18 protein-coding genes are annotated in these 21,536 nt (G+C 71.6%); 3 read left to right on the top strand and 15 right to left on the bottom strand.

From position 1 onward, the window contains the following. Positions 1–4: 4 nt before the first annotated feature. From truB to rimP, 7 genes are all read right to left on the bottom strand, one after another. Entirely contained in the window at positions 5–934 is a 930-nt protein-coding gene (truB, locus tag NUT86_RS29585) for a tRNA pseudouridine(55) synthase TruB (protein WP_018093374.1), read from the bottom strand. Next, positions 931–1,386, bottom strand: a complete 456-nt coding sequence (gene rbfA, locus NUT86_RS29580; RefSeq protein WP_018093375.1) for a 30S ribosome-binding factor RbfA — start codon at positions 1,384–1,386, stop codon at positions 931–933. The genes truB and rbfA overlap by 4 nt, the downstream gene beginning before the upstream one ends. A gap of 65 nt (positions 1,387–1,451) precedes the next feature. Further along, a complete protein-coding gene (locus NUT86_RS29575; RefSeq protein ID WP_018093376.1) occupies positions 1,452–1,745 on the bottom strand; it encodes a DUF503 domain-containing protein in 294 nt (97 codons plus the stop codon). 194 nt (positions 1,746–1,939) lie between these two features. Beyond that, entirely contained in the window at positions 1,940–5,053 is a 3,114-nt protein-coding gene (infB, locus tag NUT86_RS29570; RefSeq protein ID WP_274738419.1) for a translation initiation factor IF-2, read from the bottom strand. A 161-nt stretch (positions 5,054–5,214) separates the two neighbouring features. Continuing rightward, the gene (locus NUT86_RS29565; protein WP_063822565.1) at positions 5,215–5,502 is read right to left on the bottom strand and encodes a YlxR family protein; all 288 of its coding nucleotides are present in this window, start codon (positions 5,500–5,502) and stop codon (positions 5,215–5,217) included. A gap of 136 nt (positions 5,503–5,638) precedes the next feature. Next, positions 5,639–6,628 (bottom strand): transcription termination factor NusA, encoded by a 990-nt coding sequence (gene nusA / locus NUT86_RS29560; protein ID WP_018093379.1) that lies wholly within the window; start codon positions 6,626–6,628, stop codon positions 5,639–5,641. A 2-nt stretch (positions 6,629–6,630) separates the two neighbouring features. Next, positions 6,631–7,164 (bottom strand): ribosome maturation factor RimP, encoded by a 534-nt coding sequence (gene rimP, locus NUT86_RS29555; RefSeq protein ID WP_274738418.1) that lies wholly within the window; start codon positions 7,162–7,164, stop codon positions 6,631–6,633. Positions 7,165–7,324: 160 nt separating this feature from the next. On the opposite strand from rimP, the gene NUT86_RS29550 reads away from it, so the two are divergent. From NUT86_RS29550 to NUT86_RS29540, 3 genes are read left to right on the top strand one after another with little or no spacing between them, the layout of a single operon-like run. Next, positions 7,325–7,852, top strand: coding sequence for a hypothetical protein (locus tag NUT86_RS29550; protein ID WP_274738417.1), 528 nt, complete (start codon positions 7,325–7,327; stop codon positions 7,850–7,852). A 46-nt stretch (positions 7,853–7,898) separates the two neighbouring features. Beyond that, positions 7,899–8,414, top strand: a complete 516-nt coding sequence (locus tag NUT86_RS29545) for a ferritin-like domain-containing protein (protein ID WP_018093382.1) — start codon at positions 7,899–7,901, stop codon at positions 8,412–8,414. A 51-nt stretch (positions 8,415–8,465) separates the two neighbouring features. Continuing rightward, positions 8,466–9,377 carry an aminoglycoside phosphotransferase family protein gene (locus NUT86_RS29540; protein ID WP_159485914.1) on the top strand — a complete coding sequence of 304 codons (912 nt, stop codon included), beginning with the start codon at positions 8,466–8,468 and terminating at the stop codon, positions 9,375–9,377. A 113-nt stretch (positions 9,378–9,490) separates the two neighbouring features. Here NUT86_RS29540 and NUT86_RS29535 read toward each other — a convergent pair whose 3' ends face one another. From NUT86_RS29535 to NUT86_RS29500, 8 genes are all read right to left on the bottom strand, one after another. Next, positions 9,491–11,200, bottom strand: coding sequence for a proline--tRNA ligase (locus tag NUT86_RS29535; protein ID WP_018093384.1), 1,710 nt, complete (start codon positions 11,198–11,200; stop codon positions 9,491–9,493). Positions 11,201–11,781: 581 nt separating this feature from the next. Continuing rightward, entirely contained in the window at positions 11,782–12,318 is a 537-nt protein-coding gene (locus NUT86_RS29530) for a GNAT family N-acetyltransferase (protein WP_018087093.1), read from the bottom strand. 24 nt (positions 12,319–12,342) lie between these two features. Then, entirely contained in the window at positions 12,343–13,188 is an 846-nt protein-coding gene (locus NUT86_RS29525; protein WP_018087094.1) for a GNAT family N-acetyltransferase, read from the bottom strand. Positions 13,189–13,364: 176 nt separating this feature from the next. Next, entirely contained in the window at positions 13,365–14,522 is a 1,158-nt protein-coding gene (gene ispG / locus NUT86_RS29520; protein WP_026169182.1) for a flavodoxin-dependent (E)-4-hydroxy-3-methylbut-2-enyl-diphosphate synthase, read from the bottom strand. A gap of 173 nt (positions 14,523–14,695) precedes the next feature. Further along, positions 14,696–15,997 carry a M50 family metallopeptidase gene (locus tag NUT86_RS29515; protein WP_018087096.1) on the bottom strand — a complete coding sequence of 434 codons (1,302 nt, stop codon included), beginning with the start codon at positions 15,995–15,997 and terminating at the stop codon, positions 14,696–14,698. Then, positions 15,994–17,259 carry a 1-deoxy-D-xylulose-5-phosphate reductoisomerase gene (gene dxr, locus NUT86_RS29510; RefSeq protein ID WP_018087097.1) on the bottom strand — a complete coding sequence of 422 codons (1,266 nt, stop codon included), beginning with the start codon at positions 17,257–17,259 and terminating at the stop codon, positions 15,994–15,996. Before dxr ends, NUT86_RS29515 begins: the two co-directional genes overlap by 4 nt. 148 nt (positions 17,260–17,407) lie before the next feature. Beyond that, on the bottom strand, positions 17,408–19,327 hold the full coding sequence (locus NUT86_RS29505) for an acyl-CoA dehydrogenase family protein (RefSeq protein WP_018087098.1): 1,920 nt from the start codon (positions 19,325–19,327) through the stop codon (positions 17,408–17,410). Positions 19,328–19,817: 490 nt separating this feature from the next. After that, entirely contained in the window at positions 19,818–21,278 is a 1,461-nt protein-coding gene (locus NUT86_RS29500) for an aldehyde dehydrogenase family protein (RefSeq protein ID WP_274738411.1), read from the bottom strand. Between the last annotated feature and the right edge of the window lie 258 nt (positions 21,279–21,536).

Here is a 21,536-nt window from a genome sequence, read left to right as displayed (position 1 = left end):
CGCCCTAGACCGCGAACACCGCCAGGCTCTTGGCCTTCCCGCCCTGGTTCTCCACCAGCGCCAGGAACCGGCCGTCCGGCCCGAACGCCGCGACCGGGCCGCTGCCCTCGAAGCGGGGCATCGGGATCCGCGCGCCGTTGAGCAGCAGCCGCGCCTGCGGCTCGGCGACATCCCAGCGGGTGAACGCCGCGGCCGCCGCGTCGCCGAGCGGCATGACCGGCAGGCCCTCGCCCTCGGTGTCGTCCACCGCGGCCTGGAGCTGTTCGAGCGTGCGCGCCCGGTCCAGCTTGTACGGGCCGACGCGGGTGCGGCGCAGCGCGGTCAGATGGCCGCCGACGCCGAGCCCGGCCCCCAGATCGCGGGCCAGCGCGCGGATGTAGGTACCGGACGAGCACTCGACGGAGACCAGCAGATCGGTCACCGGGGTGCCGTCCTCGGCCTCGGCCTCGTGCGCGGAGTGCACCACGAACGAGGAGACGGTCACCGGACGGGCCGGGATCTCCACGTCCTCGCCCTCACGGACCCGCGAGTACGAGCGCTTGCCGTTGATCTTGATGGCGCTGACCTTGGACGGGACCTGCATGATCGCGCCGGACAGCTCGGCGACGCCCGCGTCGATGTCCTCACGGGCGAGGCCGTGCGCCGGCTTCGACTCGGTGATCTCGCCCTCGGCGTCATCGGTGACGGTCGTCTGGCCGAGCCTGATCGTGCCGACGTACTCCTTCTCCGTCAGCGCGAGGTGGCCCAGCAGCTTGGTGGCCCGCTCGATGCCCAGGACGAGTACGCCCGTCGCCATCGGGTCGAGGGTGCCGGCGTGCCCGACCCGGCGGGTGCGCGCCATACCGCGCATCTTCGCCACCACGTCGTGCGAAGTGAAGCCGGACGGCTTGTCGACGATGACGAGCCCGCCCGGCTTGTTGCTCTCACGCTTCATTCTGCCGCGGTGCCCTCGTCGTCCTCGTCCTCGCCCGGCTTGCGGTACGGATCGGCCTCGCCGGCGTACTGCGCGCCCGAGGAGACCTCGCGCACCTTGGCGTCCGAGGCCCGTGCCTTGTCGAGCAGGTCCTCGATGGTCTTGGCGGTCTCCGGCAGGGCGTCCGCCACGAACGCCAGGGTCGGCGTGAACTTCGTGCCGGCGGCCGCACCGACCGCGGAACGCAGGATGCCCTTGGCGCTCTCCAGTCCGGCGGCGGCGCTGGCGCGGTCCTCATCGTCCCCGTAGACCGTGTAGAAGACCGTAGCCTCCCGCAGGTCGCCGGTGACCCGGGTGTCCGTGATGGTCACATGCGAACCGAGCCGCGGGTCCTTGATACCGCGCTGCAGCTTCTGGGCGACCACCTCCCGGATGAGGTCCGCCAGCTTCTTCGCCCGCGCATTGTCGGCCACTGGTCCGTCTCCTTCTTTCTTCCACAATTGTGCTTCCGCCGGCGGCGGGATGCCTGGTCATCAGGTCAGTCCTCGTCGCCGTGCAGCCGTCGGCGTACCGACAGCAGTTCCACTTCGGGCCGTGCGGCGACCAGGCGCTCGCAGCGGTCCATGACATCGGTGAGATGCCCCGTGTCCCCGGACACCACCGCCAGGCCGATCCTGGCCCTGCGGTGCAGATCCTGGTCCCCGACCTCGGCGACGCTCACCGCGTATTTGCGGTGCAGCTCGGCGACGATCGGGCGGACGACGGAGCGCTTCTCCTTCAGCGACCGTACGTCGCCGAGAAGCAGGTCAAAGGACAGCGTCCCTACGTACATGCAAGACGGGTCAAGCCACCCGCGAGGCCCTGGGGTCACCGCCCGGCGTGCGCCGGAGGGTCATTTCGAACCGTACACGGAACGGCCGGGGCCGATCGACGGAAATTTCTCCGCCGACCGGCCCCGGCCGGCCACCCGCCCGTCGCCCGGCCACCACCTCGGGTGGACCGCGCTACGGGCGGGCCGCTGCACGATCAGCCGCGCGGCTTCTCGCGCATCTCGTACGTCGCGATGACGTCGTCGATCTTGATGTCGTTGAAGTTTCCGAGGTTGATACCGCCCTCGAAGCCTTCGCGGATCTCGGTGACGTCGTCCTTGAACCGGCGCAGACCCTGGATGTTGAGGTCCTCCGCGACCACCTTGCCGTCGCGGATGAGGCGCGCCTTGGTGTTGCGCTTGACCTCGCCGGAGCGGATGAGCACACCCGCGATGTTGCCGAGCTTGGACGAGCGGAAGATCTCGCGGATCTCCGCGGTACCGAGCTCGACCTCCTCGTACTCCGGCTTGAGCATGCCCTTGAGGGCCGCCTCGATCTCCTCGATCGCCTGGTAGATGACCGAGTAGTACCGGACGTCGACGCCCTCGCGCTCGGCCATCTGCGTCGCACGGCCTTCGGCGCGCACGTTGAAGCCGATGACGATCGCGTCGGAGCCGGACGCCAGGTTGATGTCGGTCTCCGTGACCGCACCGACGCCGCGGTGCAGCACGCGGATGTCGACCTCTTCGCCGACGTCGAGCTGGAGCAGCGAGGACTCCAGGGCCTCGACGGAACCAGAAGCGTCACCCTTGATGATGAGGTTGAGCTGCTGGACCTCGCCGGCCTTGAGCACCTTGTCCAGGTCCTCGAGGGACACCCGGCGGGTGCGCTTGGCGAAGGCGGCGTTGCGCTCGCGCGCCGCGCGCTTCTCGGCGATCTGACGGGCCGTACGGTCCTCGTCGACGACCAGGAAGTTGTCTCCGGCACCCGGGACGTTGGTCAGACCCAGGACCAGGACGGGGGTCGACGGACCCGCTTCCTCGACGTTGTTGCCCTTGTCGTCGAACATCGCACGGACTCGGCCGTACGCGTCGCCGACCACCATCGTCTCGCCGACGCGCAGCGTGCCGCGCTGGACCAGGACGGTCGCCACGGCGCCACGGCCACGGTCGAGGTGGGCCTCGATCGCGATGCCCTGCGCGTCCTGCTCCGCGTTGGCGCGCAGGTCGAGCGAGGCGTCCGCGGTCAGGACCACGGCCTCGAGCAGCTGCTCGATGTTCAGACCCTCACGGGCGGAGATGTCGACGAACATGGTGTCGCCGCCGTACTCCTCGGCCACCAGACCGAACTCGGTGAGCTGGCCGCGCACCTTGGTCGGGTCGGCGCCCTCGACGTCGATCTTGTTGACCGCGACCACGATCGGCACCTCGGCCGCCTTGGCGTGGTTCAGGGCCTCGATCGTCTGCGGCATGACACCGTCGTTGGCCGCCACCACGAGGATCGCGATGTCGGTCGACTTGGCACCACGGGCACGCATGGCGGTGAACGCCTCGTGACCCGGGGTGTCGATGAAGGTGATCCGACGCTCTTCGTCGTTGACCTCGGTCGCGACCTGGTAGGCACCGATGTGCTGGGTGATGCCGCCGGCCTCGCCCGCGATGACGTTCGTCTTGCGGATCGCGTCGAGCAGTCGCGTCTTACCGTGGTCGACGTGACCCATGACGGTCACCACCGGCGGACGCGCGACGAGCATGTCCTCGCCGCCCTCGTTCTCACCGAAGTCGATGTCGAAGGACTCGAGCAGCTCGCGGTCCTCCTCCTCCGGGCTGACGATCTCGACGACGTAGTTCATCTCTTCGGCGAGCAGCTGCAGCGTCTCGTCGGAGACCGACTGGGTCGCGGTGACCATCTCGCCCAGGTTCAGCATGACCTGGACCAGCGACGCCGGGTTGGCGTTGATCTTCTCGGCGAAGTCCGTCAGCGAGGCACCACGCGACAGGCGAACCGTCGCGCCGTTGCCGCGCGGCAGCATGATGCCGCCCACCGACGGGGCCTGCATGGCCTCGTACTCCTGACGCCTCTGCCGCTTCGACTTGCGGCCACGGCGCGCCGGACCGCCGGGACGGCCGAACGCACCCTGCGTGCCACCACGGCCACCGGGACCGCCGGGACGGCCACCGAAGCCGGGACGACCGCCGAAGCCGCCGCCACCACCGGGACCGCCGCCACCGGGACGACCGGCGAAACCGCCGCCGCCACCCGGACGACCGCCGCCACCACCGGGACGGCCGGCGAAACCGCCGCCACCACCGGGACGACCGCCGCCACCACCGGGACGACCGGCGCCGCCGGGACCACGGCCACCGCCACCGCCGGGGCCCGGACGCGGGCCGGCAGCGGGACGCTGCGGCATCATGCCCGGGTTCGGGCGGTTACCGCCGCCACCACCGGGACGCGGGGCGCCACCGGGGGCCGCACCCTGCGGACGGGGCATACCGCCCGGGGTCGGACGCGCGCCGCCCTGACCACCCTGGGGACGGGGGCCGCCCTGGCCGCCGCCCTGCGGACGGGGACCGCCGGGACCACCCTGGCCGCCGGGGCGCGGAGCGCCACCGGGACGGGGGGCCTGCGGACGGGCCATGCCCGTGGAGCCACCGGACGTGAAGGGGTTGTTGCCCGGACGGGGGCCGGACGGACGGCCGCCGGGACGCGGGCTCGGACGCTCGCCACCGGGACGCGGAGCGTTACCGCGGCCCTGACCACCCTGACCGCCCTGACCGCCCTGGCCGGACGCCGGACGGGCCGGACGCGGGGCGGGGGCACCGGGACGGGGAGCCGACTGGCCGGCGGCGGGAGCGGCCGGCGCGGACGGCGGAGCCTGGAACTCGGGCTGCGCGGGGGCGGCCGGAGCGGGCTTGGGCGCCGGAGCCTTCGGGGCCGGCGTGGGCCGCGGACCCGGGGTGGGGCCGGCGGCGGGAGTGCTCTTGGGAGCCACCGGGGCCTCGGGGGCCTTCGGTGCCTCGGGGGCTGCCGGAGCCGCGGGGCCCGGCTTGGGGGCGCCCGGCTTCGGGGCAGCAGGACGCGCCGCCTGCGCCGGAGAGGGCGCGGACGGCTTCGCGGGGGCCGACTTCCGCGGCGCCGCGGACTTACCGGCGGCGCGGCCATTGCCGCTGCCTGCCTGGAAAGCGTCGGTCAACTTGCGAACAACCGGCGCCTCGATCGTCGAGGACGCCGAACGGACGAATTCACCAAGTTCTTGGAGCTTGGCCATGACGACCTTGCTCTCAACACCGAACTCCTTGGCGAGTTCGTATACCCGGACCTTAGCCACTTCGCTCCTTCTAGGTCCGGGTTTGTCCACCGGACCGTCGCTACTTCATGGGCGTACTCATCGCGTACTCATCGAGTGCTCATCGCAATCTCGACCTACTTCCGACTCGCGAGGTACCTGACCGCACGGTTTTCCGTGCGCTGTGCATTTCGTGCTGTGCGTTATTGCAGGGGCTGCTCGGCGCGTTCGACGTACTGGCGCAAGGCCGTCGTGTCGAACGGTCCCCGGGCCCGGTAGGCCCGGTTGAACGCCCGGCGGCGAACCGCCGGGTCGAGGCAGACCAGTGTCGGGTGCACATAAGCACCCCGGCCGGGCAGCGTACCGCGAGGATCGGGGACACACTCACCCTCGATCTCCACGATGCGCAGCAAATCGCCCTTGGCCGCTCGCTCCCGGCATCCCAGACAGGTGCGCTCAGGGCATGCGCGGGCATGCGTCCGGCCAGACACTGCTTAAGTCTACCTCCCCGCGCCGGCCCGGCCCCGCTGGGGTGAAGGCCGGAGCGCTGCTCAGAATTCCCGGCGGAGCGCCGCGGCACCACCGATTTTTCGGGGGCCGCGGCGCAGCCGGCTGCCTCGGACGGTCTCAGTCCTGCGGCGTGTGCTCGGTGTCCGGACGGATGTCGATCCGCCAGCCCGTGAGGCGGGCGGCGAGCCGGGCATTCTGCCCTTCCTTGCCGATGGCCAGTGACAGCTGGTAGTCGGGCACGGTGACCCGGGCGGAGCGTGCCGCCAGGTCCACGACCTCGACCTTGCTGACCCGGGCCGGCGACAGCGCGTTCGCCACCAGCTCTGCCGGGTCGTCCGACCAGTCCACGATGTCGATCTTCTCGCCGTGCAGCTCGGCCATCACGGCGCGCACCCGGCCACCCATCGGGCCGATGCAGGCGCCCTTGGCGTTCAGGCCGGAGCGCGTCGACCGTACGGCGATCTTGGTGCGGTGGCCGGCCTCGCGGGCGATGGCGGAGATCTCCACCGAGCCGTCCGCGATCTCCGGGACCTCCATGGCGAAGAGCTTCTTCACCAGATTGGGGTGGGTGCGCGAGAGCGTCACGGACGGGCCGCGGACGCCCTTGACCACCCGTACGACGTACGAGCGCAGCCGGGTGCCGTGTGCGTAGTCCTCACCGGGGACCTGCTCCTGCACCGGCAGGATGGCCTCCAGGCGGCCGATGTCGACCAGGACGTTCTTGGGGTCCTTGCCCTGCTGGACGACGCCGGTGACGACATCGCCCTCCCGTCCGGCGTACTCACCGAACGTGATCTCCTCCTCGGCGTCCCGCAGCCGCTGCAGGATGACCTGCTTGGCGGTGGTCGCCGCGATCCGCCCGAAGCCGGAGGGGGTGTCGTCGAACTCGCGGGGCTCCTCGCCCTCCGTGAGGTCCTCGGGGTCTTCCTTCGCCCACACCGTCACATGGCCGGTGCTGCGGTCCAGCTCCACCCGCGCCCGCCGGCGGCTGCCTTCGGTGCGGTGGTAGGCGATGAGGAGGGCCGACTCGATCGCCTCGACCAGCAGGTCGAACGAGATCTCCTTCTCCCGCACCAGACCCCGCAGGGCACTCATGTCGATATCCACGGCTACGCCTCCTCCTTGTTCTCGTCGATCTTCTCGTCGTGCTGCGCGTCGCGCTTGTCGGACTTGCGGTTGAACTCCAGCTCGACGCGCGCCTTGGCGATCTCGTCGAAGGAGACCCGGCGTGCGGTCGGCTTGCGGCCCTTGACGCCCGGCACCTCGAGGTCCAGTCCGGACTCGTCGACGGCGATGATCCGGGCCACCAGCTCGCCGCCCTCGTGGAGTTGGGCCTTGATGAGGCGGCCGACGGCGCGGCGGTAGTGCCGCAGCTCGGTCAGCGGGCGGTCGGCGCCGGGTGAGGTCACCTCGAGGGTGTACGGGGCGCCGCCCATCACATCGGAGTCGTCCAGGACCTCGGAGGCCTCGCGGCTCAGCGCGGCACACTCGTCCAGCTGGACGCCCTCGTCGGAATCGACCACGATCCTCAGCACCCGCCGCTTGCCTGCCGGTGTCACCTCGATCTCTTCCAGATCCAGGTCGCGCGCGGCGATGAGCGGTTCAAGCAGTCCGCGCAGCCTCTCGCTCTGGGTGGTGCTCATCCGGGTGACTCCTCGGCCGCGTGTGCTGTTGTGGGTAGGTCGCGTGTCGGGTCAAAGCCTATCGGTTCCGGCGGGGTACTGACGATTCGGTGGGTGGTCACGGATACTCTCGCCTGCGGTGATCACTACGGAAGACCCCGGGAAGTGCAACGTGCCGAAAGTGGCGTACGCGCGTAGAAGGACCCTGCTGGCCGGCGCCGCCCTCGGGGGCGCGGCCCTGCTCACGGGCTGCTCGGAGGACTCCGGCCCCGAACGGGCCGAACACTCCTCCGCCGCCGAACGGCTGCGCAAACGCTCGGCCCGCGACAGCACCACCCTGCTGGCGCGCTACGACGCGACACTGGCCGCGCATCCGGCACTGGAGTCACGGCTGCGCCCGCTGCGCTCCGAAGTCGCCCGGCACGCCGAGGCGTTCGGCGACGACCGCACCTCGCCCTCCGACGGCCCGGCGCGCGACGCCGGAGCGCCCGCGTCCGGTCCCTCGCCGCACGGCGACCGGCCGTCCGGCCCCCCGGTCCCCCAGGACGAGCGGGCCGCCCGCTCGGCGCTCGCCGACGCGGAACGCCGGCTCGCCGATGTCCGCACCAAGGCGCTGCTCGCCGCGCCCCCGGAACTGGCCCGGCTGCTGGCCTCGGTCGCGGCGGCCGGTGCGGTGCATGCGTATCTGCTGGCGGAGCGGGCCGGATGACGGGCACGGCGGGACACCGGGCAACGACCAGCGAAGGGGCGTGCGGATGACGGCCGGAACGGCTCGCGGCAGCAGGCGCGACAACGACGACAGCGGCCACGAGGAGCTGACGGCGGTGCAGGCGGCGCTGGCCGCCGAGCATGCGGCGGTGTACGGCTACGGGGTGGTCGGCGGGCGGATCGCCGGTGACCGGCGCGAGGAGGCCCAGGCGGCCTACGACGGACATCGCGCCCGCCGGGATGCGCTGCGCCGCGTGGTGCGCGACCTGGGCGGTACACCGCAGGCCGCGGCCGCCGCCTACAAGCTGCCCTTCCCGGTGCCGGACGCGGCCGCCGCGGCCCGGCTGGCGGCGGAGCTGGAGGACCGGCTGGCCGCCGTGTACGCGGATCTCGTACGGGCCGGCGGCTCGGTCAGGCGCCGGGAGGCGGCGGCCGCGCTGCGCGAGGCGGCGGTGCGGTCGGTGCGCTGGCGCGGCGGCGGCGTAGCCTTCCCTGGGCTCGTGGAACGGGCCGCGGACGCCGCTCCGTCCGGCTCCGCGAGCGCCCCCGCGGGCGCGCTCTGAACGACCGGCCGCCTTTGCGGTCCCGGCCCCCAGGAAAAGGACAGCTCAAGCATGGCAACGGCACCCATCGAACCGCCGCAGCGGTTGGTGAGTTCGCTGAGCAGCGATCCGGAAAGTCCGGTGCGGCAGTGGCTCACGGCGCTCCCGACGCTGGTTCAGCAGCGGCTGGAGGCCTGGGAGCTGACGCTGGAGCGGGTGCACGCGCCCGGTGGCCGCAGCAGTCTGCTCGCGCTCGTGCGGCAGCAGGACGGAACGCCCGCGGCGCTGAAGTTCCCGGTGCCGGGGCGGGTGTCGGCGCACGAGGCGGCGGCGCTGGAGGTGTGGGACGGCTGGGGCGCGGTGCGGCTGCTGCGGTCCGACGACAAGAGCGGTGCGCTGCTGCTGGAGCGGCTGCAGGGCGGGGTGTCGCTGCGTTCGCTGCCGGAGGCCAAGGCGCTGCTGGAGGCGGCCGGTACGGTGCGGCGGCTGTGGGTGCAGCCCGGCCCGGGCCATCCCTTCGAGACGCTGGCCGCGCGTACGGAGGAGGCCGCGGAGGGGCTGCGCACCGCCGGGGCCCTGACCCGGGCCGCCGGGCCGCTGGTGGAGCAGGCGCTGGAGCTGCGGCGCGGCCTGCCGGACGGGTCCGACGAGCAGTTTCTGCTGCACGGCGCGTTCCGTCAGGGCAAGGTGCTGGCCGGTGTGCGGGCGCCCTGGCTGGCGGTCGGCCCGGCGCCGGTGGTCGGCGAGCGGGCGTACGACCTGGCGGCGCTGGTGCTGGACCGGTTCGAGGATCTGCTGGCCGGTTCCGGCGCGGCGGCCGCGGCCCGCCGCCGGGTGGCCAAGCTGGCCGACTCCCTGGAGGTGGACCGGGACCGGCTGCGCGACTGGACGCTGTACCGGGCCGTGGACACCGGCGTGCGGGAGGCGGCCGTGGGCGACCGGCAGCGCGGTGAACAGCTGCTGGAGTTCGCGGCCTGGCTGTAGGGGCCGTCCACTGGATCGGCGTGAGCCCGTGTCCCTCCACCGGACCGGCTCGCTGCGCATGCGAACGGGCCGGCCGGGGCGTACCCCTGGCCGGCCCGTTCGTCGTGCGCCGGTTACGCGCTGAGGCGGGCGACGGCCTCCTCGACCGTCAGCTCCTCGCGCTCGCCGGTACGGCGGTCCTTGACCTCGACGACGCCTTCGGCGGCACGCCGGCCGGCGACCACGATGGTCGGGACGCCGAGCAGCTCGGCGTCGGTGAACTTCACGCCCGGCGAGACCCCGGCCCGGTCGTCGACGAGCACCCGCAGGCCCGCGGCGCCGAGCTGCTCGCCGACCTCCAGGGCGAGCTCGGTCTGCTTGGCCTTGCCGGCCGCGACGACATGCACATCGGCCGGGGCGATCTCGCGGGGCCAGCACAGGCCCTTGTCGTCGTGGGTCTGCTCGGCGAGGGCGGCCACCGCACGGGAGACGCCGATGCCGTAGGAGCCCATGGTGACCCGGGCGGGCTTGCCGTTCTGGCCGAGCACATCGAGCTCGAAGGCGTCCGCGTACTTGCGGCCGAGCTGGAAGATGTGGCCGATCTCGATGGCACGGTCGATCTTCAGGCCGGTGCCGCACTCGGGGCAGGGGTCGCCCGGCTCGACGACGACCACGTCGAGGTAGTCGTCGACCTCGAAGTCCCGGCCCGCGACGACGTTCTTGGCGTGCTTGCCCTCCTCGTTGGCGCCGGTGACCCAGGCGGTGCCGGGGGCGACGCGCGGGTCGGCGATGTAGCGGAACGCCTTGCCGGCCAGGCCCTGCGGGCCGACATAGCCGCGGACCAGGTCCGGGCGGTCGGTGAAGTCCTCGGCGGTGACCAGCTCGACGGTGGCCGGTGCCAGGTGCTCACCGAGCTTGCCGAGGTCGACCTCGCGGTTGCCGGGGACGCCGACCGCGACGATCTCGCCGTCGACCTTGACCAGCAGGTTCTTCAGGGTCGCGGCGGCCGGCACACCGAGGTACTCGGCGAGGGACTCGATGGTCGGGGTGTCGGGGGTGTCCAGCACCTCGACGGGGCCGTGCGCGGCGCCGTCGACCGGCTCGACCTTGACCGTGACGGCCTCGGTGTTGGCGGCGTAGTCGCAGGCCGGGCAGTCGACGAAGGTGTCCTCACCGGCGGCCGCGGGGGCCAGGAACTCCTCGGAGGCGGAGCCGCCCATCGCGCCGGAGACGGCGGAGACGATGCGGTAGTCCAGGCCGAGCCGCTCGAAGATCTTGGTGTAGGCCTCGCGGTGCAGCGCGTAGGACTGCTCCAGACCCTCGTCGGTGGTGTCGAAGCTGTACGAGTCCTTCATCTGGAACTCGCGGCCGCGCAGCACACCGGAGCGGGGACGGGCCTCGTCGCGGTACTTGGTCTGGATCTGGTAGAGGATCACCGGCAGGTCCTTGTAGGACGTGCACTGGTCCTTGACCGTGAGGGTGAAGATCTCCTCGTGGGTGGGGCCGAGAAGGTAGTCGGCGCCCTTGCGGTCCTTGAGGCGGAAGAGCAGGTCGCCGTACTCCTCCCAGCGGCCGCTGGCCTCGTAGGGCTCCTTGGGCAGCAGGGCCGGCAGCAGGACCTCCTGGCCACCGATGGCGTCCATCTCCTCGCGCACCACGCGGGAGACGTTCTCCAGGACCTTCTTGCCCAGCGGCAGCCACGTCCAGATGCCGGCGGAGGAGCGGCGGACGTAACCGGCGCGGACGAGCAGCTTGTGGCTGGCGGTCTCGGCGTCGGCCGGGTCGTCGCGCAGTGTCTTGATCATCAAGCGGGACATGCGCTGGACCTGTGCGGCGTGGGCCATGGGAGATTCTCCTGCGTAAGAAAGGTGACTCCCTGGAGGTTAGCTGGAGGGGTATGGCACAAGGAAATGCGATGCCGCTGCGCTTGGGCTTCCTTCCCGCGTTTTCGGCTGTCCCGCCGTGGGGGTTGCTCGCCGTTTGTGGCCCGCTGCGCGGTGCCCGCGCCGTTGCGCCTGGCGGCGGGCCGGGTCCGCTGCGCGGGGCTGTCGGGGTGCGGTGACGGGCCTCCGCGGGTGGGGGTGTCCGGACTGCTTCGCTTTACGTCCGGACACCCCCACCCGCTCCGACCCGTCCCCTCCCGTTGAGGGGTGGGTAAAACGGTGGGTGGGGGTGCACGCCGGTGGTCCCGTGCACGTCGTAGGGAGCAGTGAATCGTCCTACGGACGCCCGCCCCCACCCACCTGTAGTCACTCCCCCAACGGGAGGGGACGGGCCGGAGGGGCAGGGTTTCCGGACGTAAAGCGAAGCAGTCCGGAAACCCTGCCCCGGAGGCCCGTCACCGCACCCGACACCCACCCAGCCCGCCGCAGGCGCAACGGCGAGCAACAACCACGGCGGGAAAGCCGACAACGCGGGAGGAAGGTCAAGGCCGCTTCAGAGGGAGGGGCGCCCCCATCACCGCGTACGGCGTGGGGGCGCTCGGGAAGAGGACGCGGCGGGCCAGGTCGTGGTAGCCGAGGGAGCGGTAGAGGCGGCGGGCGGGGCTCTCGGTGTCGATGGCCGAGAGGATGGAGCGGGGTTCGGTGGCCTCGTCGGTGATGCGGGTGATCAGTGCCCGGCCGATGCCGCGGTGCTGGTAGGCGGGGTGGACATGCAGCTCGGTGATGGTGAAGGAGTCGTCGAGCCAGTGGTCGAGTCCCTCGCTGCGGAGGTAGGGCTCGACGACGGTGGACCACCAGTGGGCGCGGTCGTTGGGCATGCCGTAGACGAAGCCGGTCAGCCGGCCGTCGGGGGTGGTGGCACCGAGCGCCCGGGCGCCGGGGCAGCGGAGGTGACGCAGCACGATGTGCCGGCGGACGGCGATCTCCTCGTCGCTGAGGCCGAAGGCGAGCGCCTGGACGGCCAGCGCGTCGTCCACGCGGGCAGCGAGATCAAGGGGGCCGACCGCGACGTCATCCATGCTCGGAGCGTACAAGGCGGTGCGTCAGAACAGTACGCTCATGAACGCCCCGACTTCCTCGAAGCCCACCCGGCGATAGGAGGCGCGGGCCGCGGTGTTGTAGTCGTTGACGTAGAGGCTGACGACGGGGGCGACGTCGCTGAGGGCGTAGCGCAGTACGGCGGCCATCCCGGTCTCGGAGAGGCCCTTGCCGCGGTAGGCGGGGTCGACCCAGACGCCCTGGACCTGGCAGGCCCGCTGGGTGGCGGCGCCGATCTCGGCCTTGAAGATGACCTTGCCGTTCTCGATACGGGCGAAGGAGCGTCCTGCGCCGACGAGTTCGGCGACCCTGGCCTGGTAGAGGAGCCCGCCGTCGCCGGCCATCGGGGAGATGCCGACCTCTTCGGTGAACATGGCCACGCACGCGGGCATGATCAGGTCCATCTCGTTCTTGCGGATCCGCCGGACGTACGGGTCGGGGGCGATCTCGGCGGAGGGTGCGGTGGTGACCATCAGGGGTTGGTGGGCGCGGATTTCGCGGGCCGGCCCCCAGTAGGGCTCCAGGAGCGACCACAGTTCGGCGGTGGCTTCCGCGGGGCCGACGATGGACGAGCAGCGGCGGCCCTGGCGGCGGGCGCGCTCGGCGAAGCCGCGGATGGCTTCGGAGGTGGCGCAGACGGGGACGAGGTTGGCACCGGCGTAGCAGAGCGACTCCAGGTGACCGTCCACGTACCAGCCCCACATCTCACCGCCGAGCCGCCAGGGGTCGAGGCCGGCGATCTGTACACGGGCGGCGACAAAGGCATTGGCGACCGGATCGCGGTCGAGGACCGCGAGGGCGTCGTCGAGCTCCCCGGGCTCGAGGACCTTGATGGCGGTGGTCGTCAGCACGTGTCGGAAAGCCTCACCGTTACGGGCCTGGGAGGCCAGGCGGGAGCAGGTCCTGGCACTTTACCTCGCGCCTGCGGGGAGCACCCGGCCGCTGCGGGACGGATTGTCCGGGCAGCGCGGAGCCCCGCGGCCCGGGGCGGGCGGCGGGGCTCGGCGGCGGTGCGGTGGGCCGTGGGTCAGCCGGCGATGGCCACGGTCGGCTCGCCGGAGGCGACGCCGTCCTTCTCCATCTGCTCGGCGATCTTCATGGCCTCTTCGATGAGGGTCTCGACGATCTTCGACTCGGGGACGGTCTTGATGACCTCGCCCTTGACGAAGATCTGGCCCTTGCCGTTGCCGGAGGCGACACCGAGGTCGGCCTCGCGGGCCTCGCCGGGGCCGTTGACGACACAGCCCATGACGGCGACGCGCAGCGGCACCTCCATGCCGTCCAGGCCCGCGGTGACCTCGTCGGCGAGCTTGTAGACATCGACCTGGGCGCGGCCGCAGGACGGGCAGGAGACGATCTCCAGCCGGCGCTGGCGGAGGTTGAGCGACTCCAGGATGGAGATGCCGACCTTGACCTCTTCGGCGGGCGGCGCGGACAGCGAGACCCGGATGGTGTCGCCGATGCCCTCGCTGAGCAGCGCGCCGAAGGCGACGGCGGACTTGATGGTGCCCTGGAAGGCGGGGCCGGCCTCCGTGACACCGAGGTGGAGGGGGTAGTCGCACTGGGCGGCGAGCTGGCGGTAGGCGTTGACCATCACGACCGGGTCGTTGTGCTTGACCGAGATCTTGATGTCGCGGAAGCCGTGCTCCTCGAAGAGGGAGGCCTCCCACAGCGCGGACTCGACGAGCGCCTCGGGGGTGGCCTTGCCGTACTTCTGCAGCAGGCGGCGGTCCAGGGAGCCGGCGTTGACGCCGATCCGGATCGGTGTGCCAGCGTCGCCCGCGGCCTTGGCGATCTCCTTGACCTGGTCGTCGAACTGCTTGATGTTGCCCGGGTTCACCCGGACCGCGGCGCAGCCCGCGTCGATCGCGGCGAAAACGTACTTCGGCTGGAAATGGATGTCCGCGATGACCGGAATCTGCGACTTCCGGGCGATCACGGGCAGCGCGTCGGCGTCGTCCTGCGTCGGGCAGGCGACCCGGACGATCTGGCAGCCGGAGGCCGTCAGCTCGGCGATCTGCTGCAGCGTCGCGCCGATGTCGGACGTGCGTGTGGTCGTCATCGACTGCACCGAGACCGGTGCGTCTCCGCCCACGGCGACCGGCCCGACCTGGATCTTGCGGCTGACCCGGCGGTCGGCAAGCTTGGTCGGTACGTCCGGCATTCCCAGTGAAATGGCAGTCATCTGGCGAGCAACCCCAAGGTGTGGATCTAGGCCCCGCAGCGGCGGGCTCCGGTCTTCGAGATTACGGCACAGGAGTCGCGGCAAGCACATCGCGCCCGTGTGGCGCCACGAATGGGGACGGCCGGGCACCTCCAAACGCCACAGAGGTGCCCGGCCGCCGCCAAACGTGCTTTCTAGGTCAGCTTCACCGGATTCACCACGTCGGCGACGAGCACCAGCAGCGTGAAGCAGATGAAGATCCCGGCGACGACGTAGGCGACCGGCATCAGCTTGGCGACGTCGAAGGGGCCGGGGTCGGGTCGCCGGACGATCTTGGCGAAGGCCCGTCGGACGGACTCCCACATGGCGCCCGCGATGTGCCCGCCGTCCAGCGGCAGCAGCGGCAGCATGTTGAACAGGAACAGCGAGAGGTTGAACCCGGCGACCAGGAAGAGCATGGTCGCCACCCGCTGCTCCGGCGGGATGTCCAGGGAGAAGACCTCGCCGCCGACCCGGGCCGCGCCGACCACGCCCATCGGGGAGTCCTGCTTGCGCTCGCCGCCGTTGAAGGCCGCGTCCCACAGGTCCGGGACCTTGGCGGGCAGGTTTATCAGCGAGGAGACACCCTGCTCGACCATGTTGCCCATGCGGTCGACGGACTGGCCGAAGGACTGCTGGACGACGCCGCTGGCCGGGGTGAAGCCGAGGAATCCGGCGGTGACGAATTCGCCGGGGACATAGCCTCCGCGGCCGTCGGTCTTGGCGACCTTGTTCTCGATGAGGTCGGCGTGCAGGGTCGCGCGCGCGCCGTGCCGCTCGACGACGAGGGTGGCGGGCCCGGTGGTGTCACGGATCTGCTGCTGCAGGGCGCCCCAGTCCGGCACGGGGTGGCCGTTGAACGAGACGATCTTGTCGCCGGCCCGCAGGCCCGCGGCCTTGGCCGGGGAGTCCTTGGCGCCGGCCGGGCACTTGTCGGTCTTGGCGGCGGCCGAGATGACGCACTCCGAGACCGAGCCGACCTGGGTGGTCTGGGTGTTGATCCCGAAGCCCATCAGCACGCTCATGAAGATCACGACCGCCAGGATCAGATTCATGAACGGCCCGGCGAACATCACGATGATGCGCTTCCAGGGCTTACGGGTGTAGAAGAGCCGCTTCTCGTCGCCGGGCTGCAGCTCCTCGAAGGCCGCCGAGCGGGCGTCCTCGATCATGCCGCGGAACGGCGAGGTGGAGCGGGCCTGCAGCTTTCCGTCGTCGCCGGGCGGGAACATGCCGATCATGCGGATGTAGCCGCCGAGCGGGACGGCCTTGATGCCGTACTCGGTATCGCCCTTCTTACGGGAGAAGAGCGTCGGCCCGAAGCCCACCATGTACTGCGGCACGCGGATACCGAACATCTTGGCCGTGGAGAGGTGGCCGAGCTCGTGCCAGGCAATGGAGAACAGCAGGCCGACGACGAAGACGACTATGCCGAGGATGGTCATCCAGGTCGTCATGCGCGAGCCTCCGAAGGTGTCCGTGCCGCACGGGCGGCCAGTTCGCGGGCGCGGGCGCGCGCCCAGGTTTCCGCCTCCAGGACGTCCGCGACCGTCAGGGAAGTTCCCCGTGCGGGCGTGCCGTGCTCGGCAACCACTGCGGCGACCGTATCCACAATCCCTGTGAACGGCAGCCCGCCCTTGAGGAATGCCTCCACACATTCCTCGTTCGCCGCGTTGAAGACGGCGGGGGCGGTGCCGCCGAGATCACCGACCCGGCGGGCGAGCGGGACGGAGGGGAAGGCCTCCTCGTCCAGCGGGAAGAACTCCCAGGTCTGCGCCTTCGTCCAGTCCACGCCCGGGGCGGCGTCCGGGACCCGCTCGGGCCAGCCGATGCCCAGGGCGATCGGCATCCGCATGTCGGGCGGGCTGGCCTGGGCGAGCGTGGAGCCGTCGGTGAACTCCACCATCGAGTGGATGTAGGACTGCGGATGGACGACGACCTCGATGCGGTCGAAGGGGACGTCGAAGAGCAGATGCGCCTCGATGACCTCCAGGCCCTTGTTGACGAGGGTCGCGGAGTTGATGGTGACGACCGGGCCCATCGACCAGGTGGGGTGGGCCAGCGCCTGCTCGGGCGTGACATCGGCCAGCTCACGCTTGGTGCGGCCGCGGAACGGGCCGCCGGAGGCGGTGACGACCAGCTTGCGGACCTCGGCCCGGTCGCCGCCGGTGAGCGCCTGGAAGAGCGCGGAGTGCTCGGAGTCGACGGGGAGGATCTGGCCGGGGCGGGCGATCGCCTTGACCAGGGGCCCGCCGACGATCAGCGACTCCTTGTTGGCCAGCGCGAGCACCCGGCCCGCCTTGAGGGCGGCCAGCGTGGGGGCGAGCCCGATGGAGCCGGTGATGCCGTTGAGGACGGTGTGGCAGGGGGAAGCGGCCAGGTCGGTGGCGGCGTCGGGGCCGGCCAGGATCTCGGGCAGCGGCTCGCCCGCGCCGTAGCGGTCCGCCAGCGCCGTACGCAGCGCGGGCACCGCGTCCTCGCGCGCCACGGCGACGGCGTTCACCCGCAGCTGGTGCGCCTGATCGGCGAGCAGCTCGACCCGGCCGCCGGCTGCGGAGAGCGCGGTCACCCGGAACCGGTCGGGGTTGCGCAGCACGATGTCGATCGCCTGGGTGCCGATCGACCCGGTCGAGCCGAGGATCACGATGTCGCGCGGGCCGTCCGGGCCGGTGGCGGCCGGCTCGAAACGCAGATGCGGGTGGGCGAGGGAGTCCGTCATGTGGTCCATTGTGGCCGGTCGCCGAGGGGGCCAGGACACCTAGGGGGCGTCTTCCCGATCATGTGGCCCGGTGTGCTCCGCGGGACATGCTCCAGGGCCGGTCCGGTGGATCGCTGCCGGACCGGCCCTGGGCGTGCGGCCGAGACGTTCAGCGGATGGGGCGCCGGACGTTGTCGGTCATGCTCGGGCCAGGCGTGGCGTCGGCGATCCAGGGGCCGTCGCCGCTGGGGTCGATGATGCCCTCCTCCAGCCAGGCGTAGCTGCCGTCGAGGACGCCGGAGACGACCTTGCGGTCGAGTTCGTCGGTGTTGGTCCACAGCCGGCCGAACAGCTCCTCGACGCGGATCCGCGCCTGCCGGCAGAACACATCGGCCAGCTGCTGCGCCTCACGGCCGTGGTCATCGGTCTCCCGCAGGTATTCGGCGCGTACACAGGCGGCGCTCATCGCGAAGAGTTCGGCGCCGATGTCGACGATCCGGCCGAGGAAGCCCTGTTTGGTCTCCATCCGGCCCTGCCAGCGGGACATCGCGTAGAAGGTGGAGCGGGCGAGCTTGCGGGAGGTCCGCTCGACATACCGCAGATGACCCGAGAGGCGGCCGAACTCCTGGTACGTACGCGGGAGTTGGCCCGGACCGGCGACGAGCTTGGGCAGCCAGCGGGCGTAGAACCCGCCGGCCCTGGCCGCCGCCCGGCCCTTGTCGGCGAGGGTCTTGTCGGGGTCGATGAGATCGCCGGCGACCGACAGATGGGCGTCCACCGCCTCGCGGGCGATCAGCAGATGCATGATCTCCGTGGAGCCCTCGAAGATCCGGTTGATGCGCATATCGCGCAGCATCTGCTCGGCGGGGACCGCGCGCTCGCCGCGGGCGGCGAGCGAGTCGGCGGTCTCGAAGCCGCGGCCGCCGCGGATCTGGACCAGCTCGTCGGCCATCAGCCAGCCCATCTCGGAGCCGTAGAGCTTGGCGAGGGCGGCCTCGATGCGGATGTCGTTGCGGTTCTCGTCGGCCATCTGGGAGGACAGGTCGACGACCGCTTCGAGGGCGAAGGTCGTCGCCGCGATGAAGGAGATCTTGGCGCCGACGGCCTCGTGCTTGGCGACCGGCCGGCCCCACTGCTCGCGGGCCCCGGACCACTCACGGGCGATCTTCAGGCACCACTTGCCCGAGCCGACGCACATCGCGGGCAGCGACAGCCGGCCGGTGTTGAGGGTGGTCAGGGCGATCTTCAGTCCGGCGCCCTCGGGGCCGATGCGGTTCGCGGCCGGGACCCGTACCTGGTGGAAGCGGGTGACACCGTTCTCCAGGCCGCGCAGGCCCATGAACGCATTGCGGTTCTCGACGGTGATGCCGGGCGAGGCCGCCTCGACGACGAAGGCCGTGATGCCGCCCTTGTGGCCCTCGGACGCGGGCACCCGCGCCATCACCACCAGCAGATCGGCGACCACCCCGTTGGTGGTCCACAGCTTCACACCGTCGAGCACATAGTCCGTGCCGTCCGGGACGGCCATGGTCGCCAGACGGGCGGGGTCCGAGCCGACATCGGGCTCGGTCAGCAGGAAGGCCGAGATGTCCGTACGGGCGCAGCGCGGCAGGAAGGTTTCCTTCTGCTCCTTGGTGCCGAACAGCTTCAGGGGCTGCGGTACGCCGATCGACTGGTGCGCCGAGAGCAGCGCGCCGATGGCGGGGCTGGCCGTGCCGACCAGGGACAGGGCCCGGTTGTAGTAGACCTGGGTGAGGCCGAGGCCGCCGTACTTGGGGTCGATCTTCATCCCGAACGCGCCGAGCGCCTTGAGCCCGTCCACGGTCTCGTCCGGGATCTGCCCCTCGCGCTCGATCCGGGCGCCGTCGACCTCCGCCTCGCAGAATTCACGCAGCGTGGCCAGGAACTTCTCGCCGCGGCGTACGTCGTCGACCGCGGGGGTGGGGTGCGGATGGATGAGGTCGAGCCGGAAGCGCCCCAGGAACAGTTCCTTGGCGAAGCTGGGCTTGCGCCAGTCCTGCTCGCGTGCCGCCTCGGCGACCTGGCGTGCTTCGCGCTCGGAAACGTTGCGGATGGATGGAGCGGTCATCAGGAGCTCACCTCGCCGCTGGGTCGGGAGTTCAGCGCCGGCGGCCGGTCGGCCGCTGGACAGCGCTACTTGTGAGAGTTACCCGATCCGCACGGGTTGCACCACTGGAGCTACCGGGCGCGGGGAAGTGTTCGGGCCACCGCAGACCAAGCGGGACCTGCCTCCCGGCACCGGACCGGTCCGGCCGGACGCCCTCCGCCCTTCGGGGGGTGCGGCATACCGCGGGAGTTGTACGCGCGGCGGCGTCTCCCCCCTGGGGCAGCGCCCCCCGGCTCCCCCTCAGACAGGAGGAAGCGGAGGGGGCGCGTCCCGTACCGTCAAGATCCGGCATGGCGGTGCCGGAAAACGGGGGACGCGGCGCGCTCCGGAACAGGGTGCCGGAGCGCGCCGCGTCGAGGCCGGCGCCGGGGGGTGCGCCGGCCGGGGCCCGGACGGCGATACGGCCCAAGGGATGGCCGTCGCTGTCCACCGGTCCGGGCCGGGCCGGGTGTTACAGGGCCAGGCCGGTGAGGACCAGCACCCGCTCGTAGGTGTAGTCGTCCATCGCGAAGCGCACGCCCTCGCGGCCCACACCGGACTGCTTGACGCCGCCGTAGGGCATCTGGTCGGCGCGGTAGGACGGCACATCGCCGATGATCACGCCACCGACCTCCAGCGCCCGGTGGGCGCGGAAGGCGGTCTGCACGTCGTGGGTGAACACCCCCGCCTGCAGGCCGAACTTGGAGTCGTTGACGGCCGCGAAGGCCTCGGCCTCCCCGTCAACCTTCTTGAGCGTGAGCACCGGGCCGAAGACCTCTTCGCAGGCGAGGGTGGCGTCGGCGGGCACGTCCACCAGCACGGTCGGCGCGTAGGAGGCGCCGTCGCGCTTGCCGCCCGCGAGCAGCTTCGCCCCGCGCTCCACGGCCTCGTCCACCCAGGACTCGACGCGCTTGGCGGCGTTCTCGTCGACCAGCGGGCCGACCTCGGTCGCGTCGTCCGACGGGTCGCCGGTGACCTGCGCCTCGACGGCCGCCACGATCTTGGGCACCAGACGGTCGTAGACGGAGGCGTCGGCGATCACCCGCTGCACCGAGATGCAGGACTGGCCGCCCTGGTAGTTGGAGAAGGTGGCGATGCGCTGCGCCGCCCAGTCCAGGTCCGCCTCGGAGGAGAAGTCCGGCAGGACGACGGCCGCGCCGTTGCCGCCGAGCTCCAGGGTGCAGTGCTTGCGCGGCACCGAGTCCAGGATCGCGTAGCCGACCTTCTCGGAGCCGGTGAAGGAGACCACCGGCAGCCGCTCGTCCTGGACCAGCGCCGGCATCCGGTCGTTGGGCACCGGGAGGATCGACCAGGAACCGGCCGGCAGGTCGGTCTCGGCCAGCAGCTCACCGAGGATCAGACCGGAGAGCGGGGTGGCCGGGGCGGGCTTGAGGAGGATCGGGGCACCGGCCGCGATCGCCGGGGCGATCTTGTGGGCGCAGAGGTTCAGCGGGAAGTTGAACGGGGCGATGCCCAGGACCGTGCCGCGCGGGAAGCGGCGGGTCAGCGCCAGCCGGCCGGCGCCGCCGGCGTCGGTGTCCAGGCGCTGCGCCTCGCCGCCGTTGAAGCGGCGTGCCTCCTCGGCGGCGAAGCGGAACACGGAGACGGCCCGGCCGACCTCGCCGCGCGCCCACTTCATGGGCTTGCCGTTCTCGGCGGAGATCAGCCGGGCGATCTCCTCCGTACGCTCCACCAGCCGGCGGTGCACATGGTCCAGCGCGGCGGCCCGCACATGCGCGGGGGTCGCGGCGAGCTCGTCCTGGACGGCGACGGAGGCGGCGATGGCCTCCTCGACCTGGGCCTCGGTGGGGACGCTCACCGTGCCGACGAGACGTCCGTCCCAGGGGGAGGTGACATCGAAGGTGGCCTCGCCGGTGGCCTCGCGGCCGGCGAGCCAAAAGGCGGTGGGGGCTGCATCAGTGGGGATCGGCACAGTGGAACCCGGCCCTTCAGAAGTGGTGGGTGGTGCGCATGGCTCAGGGAGCGTCTCTGCGGTTTTGACTCTGGACCCACGGTAGGGGTGCGGCGCCGTCGTGGCGTTTGTCCGAAGCGTAGTAATCACCGCCCCCGTCCCTCCGCGGTGGAGGGGGCGTACGAGGCGGATCCGGGGCGCGTGGAGGTACGGGCCCCAGAAGCGCCCGCGCCCGTCCGCCCAGGGGCTGCCACCTGCGGGGAACGAGCAGGAGGCGCC

Origin of the sequence: Streptomyces sp. G7(2002) (genome assembly GCF_028870195.1) — a bacterium.
In the GTDB taxonomy this organism is placed as follows: domain Bacteria; phylum Actinomycetota; class Actinomycetes; order Streptomycetales; family Streptomycetaceae; genus Streptomyces; species Streptomyces nigrescens.
The sequence above is the reverse complement of the archived record's forward strand: the minus strand, read 5'-3'. Positions and strand labels throughout refer to the sequence as shown.